We start from the raw sequence: 15,458 nt of genomic DNA, 5'->3' as shown, positions 1-15,458 counted from the left end.
AACCTACCCCGGGCACAGGGCCAAAAGGAGTACGGGTCCGCAGGCGGAGCCAGGGACAATGGGCCGGTGCGCTACGCGATTCTCGGGACGGCCCAGGCGATCCGCGACGACGGGACCCCCGTCGCCGTCGGCGGAGCACGCCTGCGGGCGCTGCTGACGGCGCTCGCGCTGCGCCCGGGGCGGGCGGTGCCGGTGCACCTGCTCGTGGCCGAGGTGTGGGACGGGGACCGGCCGGCGGATGCGCCGGCCGCGCTGCAGGCGCTGGTGGCCCGGCTGCGCAGGGCGCTGGGACACGGCGCGGTGCGCTCGGCGGAGGGCGGATACCAGCTGGTCGCGGCCCGCGAGGACGTCGACCTGTACCGCTTCGAGCAGCTCGCGCGGGCCGCGGCCGCGGCGCAGGACCCGGCCGAGGCGGCCGCCCTGTACGACGAGGCCCTGGCGCTGTGGCGCGGCCCGGCGCTGGCGGATCTGCCGGACCCGGCGGCCGAGTCCGCCCGGTGGGAGGCCGTACGTCTGGACGCGCGCCGGGGCCGGCTCGCGGCGGCGCTGGCCCTGGGCGAGGCCGAGCGCGCCCTCCCGGAGCTGACCGCCCTGTGCGAGCAGCGCCCGCTGGACGAGCCGCTCCAGGCCCTGCGGATCCGCGCGCTGCGGGACGCGGGCCGTCCGGCGGAGGCGCTGGCCGCCTACGACACCGTCCGCCGCACCCTCGCCACCCGCCTGGGCACGGACCCGGGCCCGGCCCTCCGGGCCCTCCACGCATCCCTCCTGGCCCCGCAGTCCGCCCCGGGCGCCCCGGCTGCCCCCGGGCAGCACCGCGCCCCCGGCGGCCCGGCCGAAGCCGCACAGCCGGGCCCGGCCCCGGCCTCCGCCCCAGGCGATCCGGGGCAGGGCGCGCAGCCGCCGGACTCCGGTCCGGCGGGCGGGCTCGAATCCCCCCGGCCGGGGAACCTGCGGGTGCGGCTGACCAGTTTCGTGGGGCGGGAGGGCGATATCCGGGTCATCCGGGAGGACCTGTCGCGGGCCCGGCTGGTGACGCTGCTCGGGCCCGGCGGGGCGGGGAAGACGCGGCTGTCCCAGGAGGCCGCCGAGCGCGCCGCCGAGGCCTGGCCCGACGGGGTGTGGTTCGTGGAGCTGGCTCCCGTGGACGATCCCGAGGACGTCGCCGAGGCCGCGCTCACCGCGCTGGGCGCGCGGGAGACCAAGCTGCGCGGCGCCGCCGCCGAGGAGCTGCGGGCGCTGACCGACCGGGCCGGGGCCGGCGACCAGCCCCTCGACCGGCTCGCGGAGCACTGCGCGCGACGGCGGCTGCTGATGATCCTGGACAACTGCGAGCACGTCGTCGGCGCCGCCGCCGAGCTGGCCGAGGAGCTCCTCGCACGCTGCCCCGGCGTCCGGATCCTCGCCACCAGCCGCGAACCCCTCGGTGTGCCGGGGGAGTTGATGCGGCCGGTGGAACCGCTGCCCGACCCCGTCGCGCTCCGTCTCCTGGGAGACCGGGGAGCCGCCGCCCGGCCCGGGTTCGACGTCGAGGACGACCCGGCCGCCGCCGCCGAGATCTGCCGCCGCCTCGACGGGCTGCCGCTCGCCATCGAGCTGGCCGCGGCCCGGCTGCGGCTGCTCACCCCGCGCCAGATCGCCGACCGCCTCGACGACCGCTTCCGCCTCCTGACCAGCGGCGCCCGTACCGTCCTGCCCCGCCAGCAGACCCTGCGCGCCGTCGTCGACTGGTCCTGGGACCTGCTGGACGAGCCCGAGCGCGCCGTCCTGCGCCGCCTCTCCGTCTTCGCCGGCGGCTGCGACGTGGCCGCCGCCGAAGCCGTGTGCGCCGACCCCGACACCCTCGACCTCCTCGGCTCCCTCGTCGACAAGTCCCTCGTCGTCGCCGCCCCCGGCCAGGGCGGTGACGGCGGCGGCATGCGCTACCGGCTCCTCGAGACCGTCGCCGAGTACGCCGCCGAGCGGCTGACCGAGGCCGCCGGGGACCGCGCCGACACCGAGCGGCGCCACCTCACGTACTACCGCGAACTCGCCCGCACCACCGAGCCGTTGCTGCGCGGCCGCGGCCAGCGCGAGGCCAGGCGGCGGTTCGCCGCCGAGTACGAGAACCTCCGTTCCGCCCTGCGCCGAGCCGTTGCCGCCCGCGACACCGACGAGGTGCTCTGCCTGGTCCACTCCCTCGCCTGGTACTGGCAGATGCACGACCTGCGCGCCGAGTCCCGGCACTGGTCCAACGCCGCCGGCGCGCTCGGCCCCGACCCGTTCGCCGCGCCCGTCACCCCCGCCGAGCCGGTGTACGCACAGCTCGTGGACACGCCCCCGCCGTACGGCGGGGAACTGCTCACCGAGGCCTGGCGCGGCATCCGGCTGATCCAGCTCGCCTCCCGCGACCAGACCAACGAGAGCTGGACCGCGCCCGAGATCCGGGACCAGATCGAGGGGGTACTCGCCGCCTACCGGCCCGGCCTGCCGCAGACCTGCCGGACCCCGGCCGGCCTGTGGATCTACGCCGTGATGATCGCCGGGAAGCCCGAACTGCTCCAGCAGGTCCTCGACACCACGGTCGACACCGCCCGGAAGCTGGACTACCGCTGGGAGCTGGCCGCCGCCCTCCAGGTACGGGCCAACTGGCTCGCCAACCGGGCCGCCTGGTCCGGGGACGCGGCCCGCGACGCCGACGAGAGCCACGCCCTCTTCGAGTCGCTGGGCGACGACTGGGGCTGCGCCGAGGCCCTCTCCGCCCGCGCCGAAGCACGCGAGAAGCGGGGCGAGTACGCGGCCGCCGCCGAGGACTACCGGTCCGCGATCGAGCACGCCGAGCGGCTCGGCGCCCCGTCCCAGGTCACGGTCCTGCGCGTGCGGATGGCCGGGACCCTCGTCGAGAACGGCGAGCTCGCCGAGGCCGAGGAGACCCTCACCGCAATCCTCGGCACCCCCTTGACCTACGGCAACGAGGCGATGCCGGCCGCCCTGATGTTCCTCGCGGGGATCTACGGCCGCACCGGCCGCATCCCCGAGGCCCGGCGCCAGCTCCAGCTGCTGCGCGAAGAGTTCGCGTTCGGTGCGTTCGCCATCTTCGACGGGTTCCTGCTCGGCACGATGGCCTGGCTGGAGAACCGGGAGGGCGCGTACACGGAGGCCCTCGCCATGCTCCGGCAGGCCATGGGGACCGCCCGGGACCCCCTCGCCCTGATGGTCGCCCCGCAGATGCCCGCCGTGTACCTGATGTCGGCGGCCCTCTCGCACGCCGGCCTCGGCGGCGAGCGGCACGCCCACGACGCCGCGCGACTGCTCGGCGCGTACCGGGCCCACCTGCCGCCCCAGCACTTCCCGGTCAGCACGGAACGCGAGGACGCCGCCCGGGCCGAGGAGCTGACGCGCGCAGCGCTCGGCGAGGCCGCGTACGGGGCCGCGTACGCCGAAGGCGGCGGCCTCACCCTGGAGGAGGCCACCGCCCTCATCTGACCCGGCCCCCCGTGCGGGGCCCGTCCGGGACGCGATCCGGAACGGACCGTCGTCCCGGATCAGGTCTTCTGGCGGAACTTGCGGACCGCGAGCGGCATGGTGACCGCCGTGATGGCCACCGACCAGATCAGGGTCACGGTCACCGGGTGGGCGATCGCACCGCCGTTGATCAGACCGCGGGCCGCGTCCGCCAGGTTGGACAGCGGGTTGTAGTCCGTGAAGGTCTGCAGCCAGCCGGGCATCGTCGACGGCGGGGCGAAGATCGAGCTGCCGAACTGCAGCGGCATCAGGACCAGCATCGCCATGCCCTGGACGGCCTGCGCGGTCTTCATGGTCAGACCGAGCAGGATGAAGATCCACATCAGCGAGGCGCCGAAGACCGCCGACAGGCCGATGGACAGCAGCAGGTCGAACACCGAGGTCTTGATCGACAGGCCGAGCATGAAGCCCACGGTGAGCAGGATCGCGATGGCGACCATCATCCGGCCGAGCTCGACGACGATCTTGGCGATCAGGACGGACGACCGGGCGATCGGCATGGACCGGAAGCGGTCCATCACGCCCTTCTTGAAGTCGTCGTTGACGCCGGTGCCGACGCCCATGGCGATGTTCATGCCCATCATGGCCATCAGGCCCGGGACGACGTAGTTGACGTACGCCTCCTGCTGGCCCTTGCCGGAGATCGCGCCGCCGAAGACGAACACGAACAGCAGCGTGAAGATGATCGGCATGAACAGGACGTCGAACATCGACTCGGGGTCCTGCTTGATCTGCAGGGCGTTGCGGCGCACCAGGGCGCCGATGTGCCGCAGGTTGGCCCGCAGGCCGATCCGGCCCTCGCCGGAGCGGTCGTCCACCGGGGCCGGAGCGGGCGCGGCGGGGGCGGGCTTCGTCGTGGTTACGGTGCTCATGCCGCGACCTCCTCGGTCTTCTCGGTGGGAACGGAGTCCTCGACGGAGGTGGGCCGCTGGCCGGTGATGGCCAGGAACACCTCGTCCAGGCTGGGCAGGTACGTGCCGAGGTCGGCGATCGCGTACCCGCGGGCGGCCAGCAGGCCGACCACGGCGGTCAGCTGCTCGTCGCTCAGGATCGGGACCAGCAGCACGCCCTCGTCCGGCACGGCCTGCGAACCGGCCACGCCGTCGAGCCCGGCCTCCGCCAGCGCACGGGCCATGCCCGGCAGGTCGGACGCCGCGACGGGGCGGATCTTCAGGGTCCGGCCGCCGACCCGGGCCTTCAGTTCGTCGACCTTGCCCTTGGCGATGACCTTGCCCTTGTCGATGACCGTCAGCTCGCTCGCGAGCTGCTCGGCCTCCTCCATGTACTGGGTGGTGAGCAGGACGGTGGCCCCCTCGGCGACCATCCGCTGCACCTCGTCCCACACCTCGTTGCGGGTACGGGGGTCGAGGCCGGTGGTCGGCTCGTCCAGGTACAGCACGGCCGGGCGGCCGATCATGGAGGCGGCCAGGTCGAGCCGGCGGCGCATGCCGCCGGAGTAGTTCATCGCGGCCTTCTTGGCGGCGTCGGTGAGCGAGAAGCGCTCCAGCAGCTCGTCGGCACGCGACCGGGCGTCCTTGCGGGACAGGTCGAGCAGCCGGCCGATCATGTAGAGGTTCTCCCAGCCGGAGAGCTTCTCGTCGACCGAGGCGTACTGGCCGGTGAGGCCTATGGTGCGGCGCAGCTGCCGCGGCTGGCGGACCACGTCGTAGCCGGCGACGGTCGCGGTCCCGGCGTCCGGGACGATCAGGGTGGAGAGGCAGCGCACGAGGGTGGTCTTGCCGGCGCCGTTGGGCCCGAGGACCCCGAGGACGGTGCCCTCGCGGACGTCCAGGTCGACACCGTCCAGAGCTTTGGTCTCGCCGTAGTGCTTGACCAGTCCCCGTACCTCGACGGCGTTCGAGCCGTTCAGGGGATTCTTGTCGTTTCGCGTCATGGGCAACATGGGACCATCCGCCACCGACAACGCACCGACAGCGGACCGACAGGCGACCGACAGGATGACGACAGCCCGCCGACGACGGGTCGGCGGGCTGTCGGACGGGGTGCCGGTTCGATCAGTGGAAGCTGTGCTCGGCCTGCGGGAACGTTCCGCCGACCACGTCCTCGGCGAAGGCCTTGGCCGCGTCGCCCATGGTCGCGCGGAGATTCGCGTACTGCTTCACGAACTTCGGCATCTTCCCGCCGGTCAGGCCCATCATGTCGGTCCACACCAGCACCTGCGCGTCGCACTCCGCGCCGGCGCCGATGCCGACCGTCGGGATGTGCAGGGACCGGGTGACCTCGGCGGCCAGCTCGGCCGGGACCAGCTCCAGCACCACCGCGAAGGCGCCCGCGTCCTGCGCCGCCTTGGCATCGCGCAGCAGCTGGTGCGCGGCCTCGTCGCCGCGGCCCTGCACCCGGTAGCCCATGGCGTTCACGGACTGCGGGGTCAGGCCCAGGTGGGACATGACGGGGATGCCGGACTGCACGATCAGCTCGGTCTGGTGCAGCGAGCGCTCGCCGCCCTCCAGCTTCACGGCCCCGACGCCGGCCTCCTTCACGAGGCGGGTGGCACTGCGCAGCGCCTGCACGGCGCCTTCCTGGTACGAGCCGAACGGCAGGTCGCCGATGACCAGGGCCCTGCTCGTGCCCCGTACGACGGCAGCCGACAGCAGGGTCATCTCGTCCATCGTCACGGGGACGGTGGTCTCGTAGCCGAGGTGACAGTTGCCCATGGAGTCGCCGACGAGGATGACCGGGATGCCGGCCTCGTCGAAGACGGACGCGGTCATCGCGTCGTAGGCGGTGAGCATGGGCCACTTCTCGCCGCGTTCCTTGGCGAGGGTGAGGTCGCGGACGGTGATCCGCCGGGTGCCCGTGCCTCCGTACAGGGTGGGGGAGGCGGCTTCGCGGGCAGGCGAAACGGCATGCGTCATTGCAACTGCTCCTTGATGTCATCTCGAGGCGCCCTCACGGCGTCCCCGGACTCACCCACCATGGTGGCACCTGCCCGGGCCGTGGCGAAAGTGGCGCGAAGGCCTGTGCGTCACACTCCTGGCTCACACCAGGACCACTCCTGGCCCCTTCATGGTCCCCTCCGCGGCGGTTCGACGCGCGCGAGAGGCAATGTGCGCGTTTCGTGACAAGCGGAACCTCGGCCACACGGCCGTTCGTCCTCCCGGACGTACGGCCGGAACAACGGCACGGAAGGCTGCGTCCATCGCCTAGGGTCAAGGAGCGGGGACGGAGCGCAAGCACGGCAGCGAGGGCAGTGGCATGGCACAGGCGTACATGACGGAGACGGGGAACGGCGGCTCGGAGCCCGAGCCCTCCGGATCCCGCCTCCGGCGCCGACTGGCCGGGCTGCGCCGGGACCGGGGCATCTGGCGGCGCGGGATCGTGACCGCGGCCCTGGCCGCCCTGGTCTCGCTGGTCATGATCTTCCACGCCGAGCTGCCGAACGACGTGGGCAACCTCGGCAGCCTCACCGAGACCTTCCTGCCCTGGCTGGGGCTGGCCGTGCCGCTCCTGCTCGTCGCTGCCGTCGTCCGCAAGTCCGCGACCGCGCTGATCGCGATACTGCTGACGGCCGTCGTATGGGTGAACCTCTTCGGCAGCCTCGTCCTCGACAAGTCCGGCTCCGGCGGCAACCTGATGGTCGCCACCCACAACGTCGACGCCGACAACCCCGACCCGCGCGGCACCGCGGCCCGGGTCGCGAAGTCCGGGGCGGACGTCCTGGCCCTGACCGAGCTCAAGGGCAGCGTCGTCCCCGTCTACGAGGAGGCCCTGGCGGGCACGTACAAGTACCACTCCGTCGAGGGCACGGTCGGCGTGTGGAGCAAGTACCCGCTGAGCGCCAGCTCGCCCGTCGACATCAAGATGGGCTGGACGCGGGCCATGCGCACCACCGTGGACAGCCCGTACGGCCCCATCGCCGTCTTCGCCGCCCACCTGCCCTCCGTCCGGGTCAAGCTCAACGCCGGCTTCACCGCCAACCAGCGCGACAACAGCGCGGGGGCCCTGGGCGCCGCGCTCGCCGCCGAACCGCTGAAGAAGGTCATCCTGCTCGGCGACCTCAACGGCACCATGAACGACCGTTCCCTGTCCGAGGTCACCTCGCAGATGCGCTCCACCCAGGGTGCGGCGGGCGACGGATTCGGGTTCAGCTGGCCGGCCCAGTTCCCGATGGCCCGCATCGACCAGATCATGGTCCGCGGGATCACGCCGGAGGCCTCCTGGACCCTCCCGCGCACCGGCAGCGACCACCTGCCGATCGCCGCGCGGCTGACGGTCAAGAAGTAGTCCGGCCGGTCGGGCCGGTCCGCACCGGTCCGCACCGGTTTCGCAAGGGGCCTCGCCGCATCGGCGGCGGGGCCCCTTCGCCGGACACGCCCTACGCGTGTTCGCGCCAGCCGTTCGTGATGGGCAGCCGGCGGTCCTTGCCGAAGCCCTTCGCGGAGATCTTCGTGCCCGGCGGGTACTGGCGGCGCTTGTACTCCGCCGTGTCGACCATCCGCAGGGTCTTCGCGACGAGCTCCGCGTCGAAACCGGCCGCGACGATCGCGTCCAGGCCCTGGTCGCGGTCCACGTACAGCTCCAGGATCGCGTCGAGCACCGGGTAGTCCGGCAGCGAGTCCGTGTCCACCTGGCCCGGGCGCAGTTCGGCGCTCGGCGGCTTGACGATGGAGTTCTCCGGGATCGGCGGGGTCTCGCCGCGCTCGGCCGCGGCCCGGTTGCGGTACTGCGCGAGCCGGAACACGTCCGACTTGTACACGTCCTTGATCGGCCCGTACGCGCCCACCGAGTCGCCGTACAGGGTGGAGTAGCCGACGGCCAGCTCCGACTTGTTGCCCGGGGCCAGCACGATGTGGCCCTCCTGGTTGGACACCGCCATCAGCATCGTGCCGCGCAGCCGGGACTGGAGGTTCTCCTCCGCCAGGCCGGTCAGGCCCAGCGAGCCCATGTACGCGTCGAACATCGGCTCGATCGGCACCGTACGGAAGTTCAGGCCGGTCCGGTCGGCCAGATCGGCCGCATCGCCCTTGGAGTGGTCCGAGGAGTACTTCGAGGGCATCGAGATGCCGTACACGTTCTGCGCGCCGATCGCGTCGCAGGCGATGGCGGCGACCAGCGCGGAGTCGATGCCGCCGGAGAGCCCGATCAGGACGGAGCGGAACCCGTTCTTCCTGACGTACGCGCGCAGGCCCACGACCAGCGCGTCGTAGACCTCCTCGTCGTCGTCCAGGCGGTCGGCGTAACCGCCGGTGACCACCGGCTCGTACGGCTCCACGGGCTCCTCGGAGAGGACCACGCGGTCGATCCGCAGGCCGTCGTCGACCACGCCCTCGGGGGCGTCGGCCCGTGCCGCGGGCAGGTCGAGGTCGACGAGGACGCAGCCCTCGGAGAACTGCGGGGCGCGCGCGATGACCTCGCCGCTGCCGTCGACGACGATCGAGTCCCCGTCGAAGACCAGCTCGTCCTGGCCGCCGATCATGGCCAGGTAGGCGAGGGTGCAGCCGGCCTCCTGGGCGCGCTTGCGGACCAGTTCGAGGCGCAGGTCGTCCTTGTTGCGCTCGTACGGGGAGGCGTTGACGGAGATCAGCAGGCCGGCCCCGGCGGAGCGGGTGGCCGGGACGCGGCCGCCCTCCTGCCAGAGGTCCTCGCAGATCGCCAGGGCCACGTCGACGCCGCGCACCCGGATCACCGGCTGCGTGTCGCCCGGGACGAAGTACCGGAACTCGTCGAACACGCCGTAGTTGGGGAGGTGGTGCTTGGCGAAGCGGAGGGCGACCTTCCCGCCGTACAGCACGGCGGCCGCGTTCTCCGGGGAGCCGGCGGGGCGGCCGAGCCGCGGGGCGGCCTTCTCCGAGCGGTCGAGGTAGCCGACGACGACCGGCAGTTCGCCGAAGCCCTCGGCCGCCAGCCGCTGCGCGAGTTCGAGCAGCGCCGTGCGGGAGGCGTCGACGAAGGAGCCGCGCAGGGCGAGGTCCTCGACGGGGTACCCGGTCAGCATCATCTCCGGGAACGCCACCAGGTGGGCGCCCTGCTCGGCGGAGTGCCGGGTCCAGTGGACGACCGAGTCGGCGTTGGCGGCGATGTTGCCGACCTGCGAGTCGATCTGATTCAGAGCGAGGCGAAGTTGAGGCACGGGGCCCAGTCTAATCGTCTTTCTGACGCGATGTCCTGGGCCCCGGGCTTCTCGTGCGTTTCCGTCAGCCGATCGAGCCGCTGAACTTCGCGTTCGGCATCATGATTCCGGGCGAGATGTCGGCGCTGATGCGCTCGGTGCCCTCGGGCACCTCGAAGGCCACGACCCCGCTGGCGGACTCGCCCGGCAGGATGTCGCCCTTGATCATCTTCGGGACGTCGCCGTCGAAGACGAGCTTGGCGGTCATCCCCTTCTCGTCACGGACGTTGGGCATCGCGTAGATGACGTTGTGCGCGGCGGACGAGCCGTTGGTGATGGTGAGCGTCATCTCCACCGCATTGCCGACCTGGGAGTACTTGTTCTTCGTGACGTACTTCTTCGGCGTCGACAGGGTCACCTTGATGCCGTTCGGGTACGTGTACGTCTCGCCGAACGGCAGCGGGGTCGTCATGCCGGGGACCTGCGAGGGCGAAGGCGTGGGCGAGGCCTTCGGGATCGGCGGCATGCTGCGGCGGAGGTCGGCCGGGGGGTTCCAGTCGTCGTCGAGCCCCTTGTCGGCCACCTTCTCGATGACGAGGCCGGTGAGGAGGAAACCGCCGACCGAGGCGCCGAGGCCGAGTACGGCGAGGACCGTGCCGACGACGGCCATCGTCTTGCGCCCGGCGCCGCCCGAGGCGCGGACGAGGGCGCCGATGCCGATGCCGATGCCGACGACGGCGAGGAGGCCGCCCGCCCAGAAGACGAACGGGATCAGGCCTATGAGCACGGCGGCGATGCCGATGACGAGGGCGGCGACGGCCAGGCCGTTGGTGGCGGGCCGGGCGGGCGTGCCCCACGGGTTGCCGGGGCCGGCGCCGGGGCCGGCGTGGGCGCCCCAGGGGTTGGCGGGCGGTACGGGCGCACTGGGACCGCCGGGCGGCACGGGCGGTACGGGCGCGCCGAAGGAGGGGGCCGGGGGAGCCGCGTACGGGGGCGCGGTCGGCGGCGCGAAGGCGTCGGTGGACGCGGGCGGCGCGAAGGCGTCGGCGGGCGCGGGGGCCGGCTGCGGCGCAGGCTCAGCCGCAGGCTCCGGGGCCGGCTGCGGCTCGGGCGCGGCGGCCGGCGCGGGTTCCGGCGTCGGCTCGGGCTGCGCTTCGGGTTCCGGCGTCGGCTCGGGTTCCGGGGACTTCCGGAGGGACAGCGGCTGCGCCGGCTCGGGCACGGACGGCGCGGCGGCCGGCTCCGGTATGGGCGTGCCCGCGGGCTCCGTCGGCGGACCGGACGGGCTGCTGGGCGGGTTCGGGGGCGTGCTCATACCTGGCGGAAGTCCTCACGGGGGGTGGTGTGCGCGGTGATCACCAAGCCTGCCATGCGCCCCGCACCGCTCCAAGGGGGTTTGGCCCCCGGGCCCGCAGGCCGGGGGCCGAACCACGTGCGGGGGCTACCGCCGGTACCCGAGCACCGTCATCATCCCGGCCTCCGCGTGGTACACGTTGTGGCAATGCACCATCCACAGACCGGGGTTGTCGGCGTCGAAGTCCACCGTCAGCGTCCCGTTCGGCAGGATCAGCGCGGTGTCCTTGCGCGCGCCGCCCCGACCGCCGCCGAGCGCGAAGGTGTGCCCGTGCAGGTGCAGCGGGTGCCACATCGTTGTCGAGTTGTTGAACTCCAGCCGGACCCGCTCGCCCGCTTTCACCGGGTGCCGCTGGTCGGCCGTGTACGGCTTGCCGTCGAAGGCCCAGTCGTACTTCTCCATCCCCCCGGTCAGCTTGATCCCGATCCTGCGGTCCGGCTCGCGGGCCGCCAGTGCGGCGGGCTCCGCGGCGCGCAGCCGGTCCGCCGTCAGCGGTTTCCCGGCCAGTTCGGCGGGCCGGGTCGCGGCGGTGGGTGCCGCCCCAGCCCCCGTGCGCAGCAGGGCGAGCGCGGATGCCGGCCCGCCCTTGCCCTCCTTGCCCTCGGCGAGCGCGGTCAGGGGGAACACCCCGTCCTGCGCCGTGACCAGTACGTCGTACCGCTCGCCCATGCCGAGCAGCAGCGAGCCGGTCTTCGCGTGCTCCACCGGGTAGCCGTCGGTGTGGGTGACCGTCAGTTCGTGGCCGCCGAGGGCGATCCGGAAGGCGGTGTCCCCGCCCGCGTTGACGATCCGCAGCCGGATCCGGTCGCCGGGCCTGGCCGTGAAGACCGACGGGTCCTGCGCCGTCCGGCCGTTGACCAGGTAGTGCGGGTAGGCGACATCGCCCGGGTCCTTGCCGAGGACGTCGCTCTCCCCGCCCATGAGCAGGCGCGAGGGCCCGCCGGCTGCCGGGTTCTGCGGGGCTGCGCCGCCGTGGCCCGCGTGCCCGCCGCCCGACGGCATGTCCATGCCCTTGCGGAGTTCGGCCAGGACCGCGTCCGGGGTGGAGCCGTCGACTCCGTCGAGCCAGTCGTCCAGGACCACCACCCACTCCTTGTCGTACGACAGGGGCTCCTTCGGGTCCTCGACGATGAGCGGGGCGTACAGGCCGCGGTCCTGCTGGACCCCCGAATGCGGGTGGAACCAGTAGGTCCCCGGATGCGGGACGGCGAACCTGTACGTGAAGGACCCGCCCGGCGCGACGTCCCGCTGGGTCAGGCCCGGGACCCCGTCCATGTCGTTGCGCAGGGCGAGGCCGTGCCAGTGCAGGGAGGTGGCCTGCGGGAGGTTGTTGGCCAGGGTCAGGGCGAGGGTGCCGCCCGCGGTGACCCGGACCTCCTGGCCGGGCAGCCGGTCCCCGTACGCCCAGGAGCGGACGGTGAGCCCGCCGCCCAGGTCGAGCGGGGTCGCGGTGGCGGTCAGCTTGACCTCGGAGACCGGTCCGGCGGCCTTGCGGGCCGCCTCGGCGGCCTGGACCTCGGGCCCGGCGGGGTCGACGTAGCCGCCCGGCGAGGCGGCGGGGGAGGAACCGCCGTGGTTCATGGAGCCGTGGTCCGGGCCGGAGCCGCCGGAGCCCTCGGAGCAGGCGGCCAGCAGCGCCGAACCGGCGAGGGCGGCGGAGGCGCCGAGAACGGCGCGGCGGGTGGGACGGCTGGGAAGAGAGCGCATGGAAGCACCTCGTGGTGTGGTCGTACGAGCAGATGGGCGCCGTCTGCTGCCGCCGTTCGGGCCCGGCACGCGGGGCGCGTGCGGGCATGCGGAGGCGGCAGCGGGCCCGTCGCTATACGCGCAGTACCGCCAGCCTCGTGAGGAGTTCGCGGGGTGAGGGCGGGTCCGGCCCGCCGGACCGGCCCGGCCCGCGGGCCGCGCCCCCGAGCGGCGCGGCGTAGCGGAGGCCGGCCGGTCCGGCGCCCAGGATCAGCAGGGTGAGTCCGCCGAGTACGGCCAGGCACACCGACATGGGGTCCATGCCGGAGCCGGGCGGCGGGATCTCGGCGGCGGGCCCCCGGTCGTGGGAAGCGTGCGCCGGGACGGTGACCGCGCCCGCGTGGCCGGGCGTGCCGGAGGGGGCGTGGCCTGGCGTGTCGGCGGGCGTGTCGGAGGGGGTGTGGCCGGGCGCGTGGGCGGCCGAGGCAACGGCGACGGCCGGAAGCGCGTCCTCCATGGCGTGGGACCGACTCGGATGGCCCAGGGTGTGCATGGTGACGATGCCCAGGAGCAGCGCAGCGAGCAGCGGCAGCCGGGGCCACCGGGCCGCTCGCCGGTCGGTGCGCAGGGCAGGGCGCGTCATGGGCGGAACCCTACCCCGGGTGGGTATCTGATCGTAGGACCGGGTCCGCCGTGTTGAGGATGATGCGCAGTATGTCCACAAAAGCCGAAAAGGGGCTCTTTGCGAGCAATGCCCTGCCGGTCGCCCTCCTCATCGGCCTGGGCGCCGCCGCGTACACCGCGTGGGTGCTCGAGGTCGTCCTCTCGACCGGCCTGAACCCCATCGAGACGTACGTCAGCGAGCTCGCCGCCCAGGACCAGCCGCTCGGCGGCCTGTTCCGGGCCACCGACTTCACCGCCGGACTGCTCGCCTTCGCGGGCGGCCTGCTGGCCCTGGCCGGGCTGCTGCGCAGCGGTGGATCCCGCCGCCCCTGGTCGGTCGTGGGCTGGGCCGGCGTCACCCTCTTCGGTGCGGCCACCGCCGCCGACGCATGGCTCCCGCTGAGCTGCACCCCCACCGTGGACCCCGTGTGCGCCGCCCGGGAGACCGCCGGGCTGGTCCCCGCCACGCACCAGGCGCACGCCGTCAGCAGCAGCCTCGCCATGACCGGCGCCCTCGTCGGGATCGTCGCCCTCACCGTCGCCGCCCGCCGCTACGGCCGGCTCGCCCCGCTCGCCCGCTACGGGCCCGTCCTGGTCGGGCTGGAACTGCTCGCCACCGTGTGGACCCTGTCCGCCATCGCGCTCTTCACCGCCGGGCGCGGAACCTGGGCGCTCGGCGCCGGGCAGCGGCTGCAGGTGCTGTTCGTGGCGCTCTGGCTGGGCCTGCTCGCGTACTCGGTCCACAAGGAGCGCCGCACATGACACCGCCCAGGACATCGCGCAGGCCACCGCGCACGGCCGCACACGGCACCGGCACCGCGCGGACCGGCCGCTTCGTCCGGGTGGACGGCGCCGCGCTGCACGTCCTCGTGGAGGGGGGCGGGGCGGAGGGGAGCGGGCCGCCCGTGGTGCTGAGCGCCGGGCTCGCCATGGCCTGGTTCGACTGGGACCCCGTGGCCGCCCTGCTCGTCGCGCACGGCCGCACCGTGGTCCGCTTCGACCGCCCCGGGCACGGGCTGAGCGCCCCCGCCACCGCCCCGGCGACCGCCGCCGGGGAGGCCCGCCGCATCGCCGGGCTGCTCGACGCGCTCGGCCTGCCCGGCCCGGTCACCGTCGCCGGGCACTCGATCGCCGGGTTCCACGCCGAGGCCTTCGCCCGCCTGTACCCCGAGCGCACCGCCGCCCTGGTCCTGGTCGACACCAGCATCGAGGAGGACCCCCGTACGGTCTGGCCCGCCGGGCTGCGCACCGCCGCCGCCCGCGTGCTCGGCCGGGCCCTGCCCGCCGCCGGGCTGCCCGCCGCACTGGGTCCGCTCGCCCGCCGCGCCGCCGTACGGGCCTCCCGGGCCGGCGGCCCCGACACGGCGGCGCGGGACCTGGTACGCCGCTGCTACCGCACCGGCCGGGTCTGGCGCGGCGCCCTGCTGGAGAACTCCCGCTACCCCGACACCGCCGCCGAGGTCCTCGCGCTGCGGACCGGGCGCCCGCCGGCCGTGCCCGTCACCGTGCTCACGGGGTACGACGGTTCGGCCGGGCGGGGGGCCCTGCGCTGGTGTGAGCGCCAGGCGGAGCTGGCCGACCGGCTCGGCGCACGCTTCGAGGTCGCCGAACCGGCGGGGCACCTGGTCATGCTGGACCGCCCGGGCCGGGTGGCACGGGCGATCCTGGACGCTGCGGAAAGGAAGCCGGGCGGGGACGGGCCCGGCCGGGCGGATCGGCCGGATCGGCCGGATCGGCCGGGTCAGCGCCTCGCGTAGACCTTCTCCACGAAGCCCGCCAGCTGGTGTTCGTCGAGGTGCTGGGCCAGGTCGGCCTCGCTGATCATGCCGACCAGCTTCTTGTCCTTGATGACCGGAAGCCGCTTGATCCGGTGGCTCTCCATCTCGTCCAGCACGTCGGTGACGTCCGCGCCCGCGTCGATCCAGCGCGGGGTGCCCTGGGCCATGTCGCCGCAGGTCATCTCGGACGGGTTAAGACCCTGGGCCACACAGTTCACGACGATGTCGCGGTCGGTGATGATGCCGCAGAGCCGCTCCGCGGCGTCGCTGATGGGCAGAGCGCCCACGTTGAGCCGGCTCATCAGCTGAGCGGCCTTGTCCAGAGTCGCGGTGGCGGGGATCCACTGGGCCCCGGGGTGCATGATGTCTCCCGCGGTGGTCATTGCCTACCTCCTGCGCATGCCGG

12 protein-coding genes are annotated in these 15,458 nt (G+C 73.7%); 4 read left to right on the top strand and 8 right to left on the bottom strand.

Translation table 11 applies throughout. The annotated features are described in order from the left end of the window. Nucleotides 1–66 precede the first annotated feature (66 nt). Nucleotides 67–3,462, top strand: coding sequence for a BTAD domain-containing putative transcriptional regulator (locus ACFYXK_RS02320; RefSeq protein ID WP_389409434.1), 3,396 nt, complete (start codon nt 67–69; stop codon nt 3,460–3,462). A 59-nt stretch (nt 3,463–3,521) separates the two neighbouring features. Here the strand turns inward: ACFYXK_RS02320 and ACFYXK_RS02315 are convergent, their stop codons facing one another. The 3 genes from ACFYXK_RS02315 to panB form a co-directional block, all read right to left on the bottom strand. Beyond that, nucleotides 3,522–4,373, bottom strand: a complete 852-nt coding sequence (locus tag ACFYXK_RS02315; RefSeq protein ID WP_389409433.1) for an ABC transporter permease — start codon at nt 4,371–4,373, stop codon at nt 3,522–3,524. Further along, the gene (locus ACFYXK_RS02310) at nt 4,370–5,404 is read right to left on the bottom strand and encodes an ATP-binding cassette domain-containing protein (protein WP_389409432.1); all 1,035 of its coding nucleotides are present in this window, start codon (nt 5,402–5,404) and stop codon (nt 4,370–4,372) included. The genes ACFYXK_RS02315 and ACFYXK_RS02310 overlap by 4 nt, the downstream gene beginning before the upstream one ends. A 112-nt stretch (nt 5,405–5,516) precedes the next feature. Next, complete coding sequence (panB, locus tag ACFYXK_RS02305; protein WP_030291569.1) at nt 5,517–6,377, bottom strand: 3-methyl-2-oxobutanoate hydroxymethyltransferase; 861 nt, start codon at nt 6,375–6,377, stop codon at nt 5,517–5,519. 340 nt (nt 6,378–6,717) lie between these two features. Between panB and ACFYXK_RS02300 the strand changes: the two genes are divergently transcribed. After that, the gene (locus ACFYXK_RS02300; RefSeq protein ID WP_389409431.1) at nt 6,718–7,746 is read left to right on the top strand and encodes an endonuclease/exonuclease/phosphatase family protein; all 1,029 of its coding nucleotides are present in this window, start codon (nt 6,718–6,720) and stop codon (nt 7,744–7,746) included. 91 nt (nt 7,747–7,837) lie between these two features. Here the strand turns inward: ACFYXK_RS02300 and ACFYXK_RS02295 are convergent, their stop codons facing one another. From ACFYXK_RS02295 to ACFYXK_RS02280, 4 genes are all read right to left on the bottom strand, one after another. Continuing rightward, a complete protein-coding gene (locus ACFYXK_RS02295) occupies nt 7,838–9,592 on the bottom strand; it encodes an NAD+ synthase (protein ID WP_389409430.1) in 1,755 nt (584 codons plus the stop codon). Between the two features lie 64 nt (nt 9,593–9,656). Next, complete coding sequence (locus tag ACFYXK_RS02290) at nt 9,657–10,886, bottom strand: DUF4190 domain-containing protein (RefSeq protein WP_389409429.1); 1,230 nt, start codon at nt 10,884–10,886, stop codon at nt 9,657–9,659. A gap of 126 nt (nt 10,887–11,012) precedes the next feature. Beyond that, nucleotides 11,013–12,632, bottom strand: coding sequence for a multicopper oxidase family protein (locus tag ACFYXK_RS02285; protein WP_389409428.1), 1,620 nt, complete (start codon nt 12,630–12,632; stop codon nt 11,013–11,015). 112 nt (nt 12,633–12,744) lie between these two features. Then, nucleotides 12,745–13,254 carry a hypothetical protein gene (locus tag ACFYXK_RS02280; RefSeq protein WP_389409427.1) on the bottom strand — a complete coding sequence of 170 codons (510 nt, stop codon included), beginning with the start codon at nt 13,252–13,254 and terminating at the stop codon, nt 12,745–12,747. A gap of 71 nt (nt 13,255–13,325) precedes the next feature. Here ACFYXK_RS02280 and ACFYXK_RS02275 point away from each other — a divergent pair, with 71 nt between their 5' ends. Further along, nucleotides 13,326–14,036: a DUF998 domain-containing protein gene (locus ACFYXK_RS02275; RefSeq protein WP_389409426.1), complete on the top strand. Its 711-nt coding sequence runs from the start codon at nt 13,326–13,328 to the stop codon at nt 14,034–14,036. Beyond that, on the top strand, nt 14,033–15,031 hold the full coding sequence (locus ACFYXK_RS02270; protein WP_389409425.1) for an alpha/beta fold hydrolase: 999 nt from the start codon (nt 14,033–14,035) through the stop codon (nt 15,029–15,031). Before ACFYXK_RS02275 ends, ACFYXK_RS02270 begins: the two co-directional genes overlap by 4 nt. Here ACFYXK_RS02270 and ACFYXK_RS02265 read toward each other — a convergent pair. Beyond that, entirely contained in the window at nt 15,016–15,435 is a 420-nt protein-coding gene (locus ACFYXK_RS02265; RefSeq protein ID WP_389409424.1) for a CBS domain-containing protein, read from the bottom strand. The two genes, ACFYXK_RS02270 and ACFYXK_RS02265, sit on opposite strands and share 16 nt — an antisense overlap. Nucleotides 15,436–15,458: the final 23 nt, after the last annotated feature.

The sequence above is a fragment of the Streptomyces sp. NPDC002209 genome (assembly GCF_042890265.1).
Taxonomy (GTDB): domain Bacteria; phylum Actinomycetota; class Actinomycetes; order Streptomycetales; family Streptomycetaceae; genus Streptomyces.
This window is presented reverse-complemented; position numbering and strand designations above follow the sequence as displayed.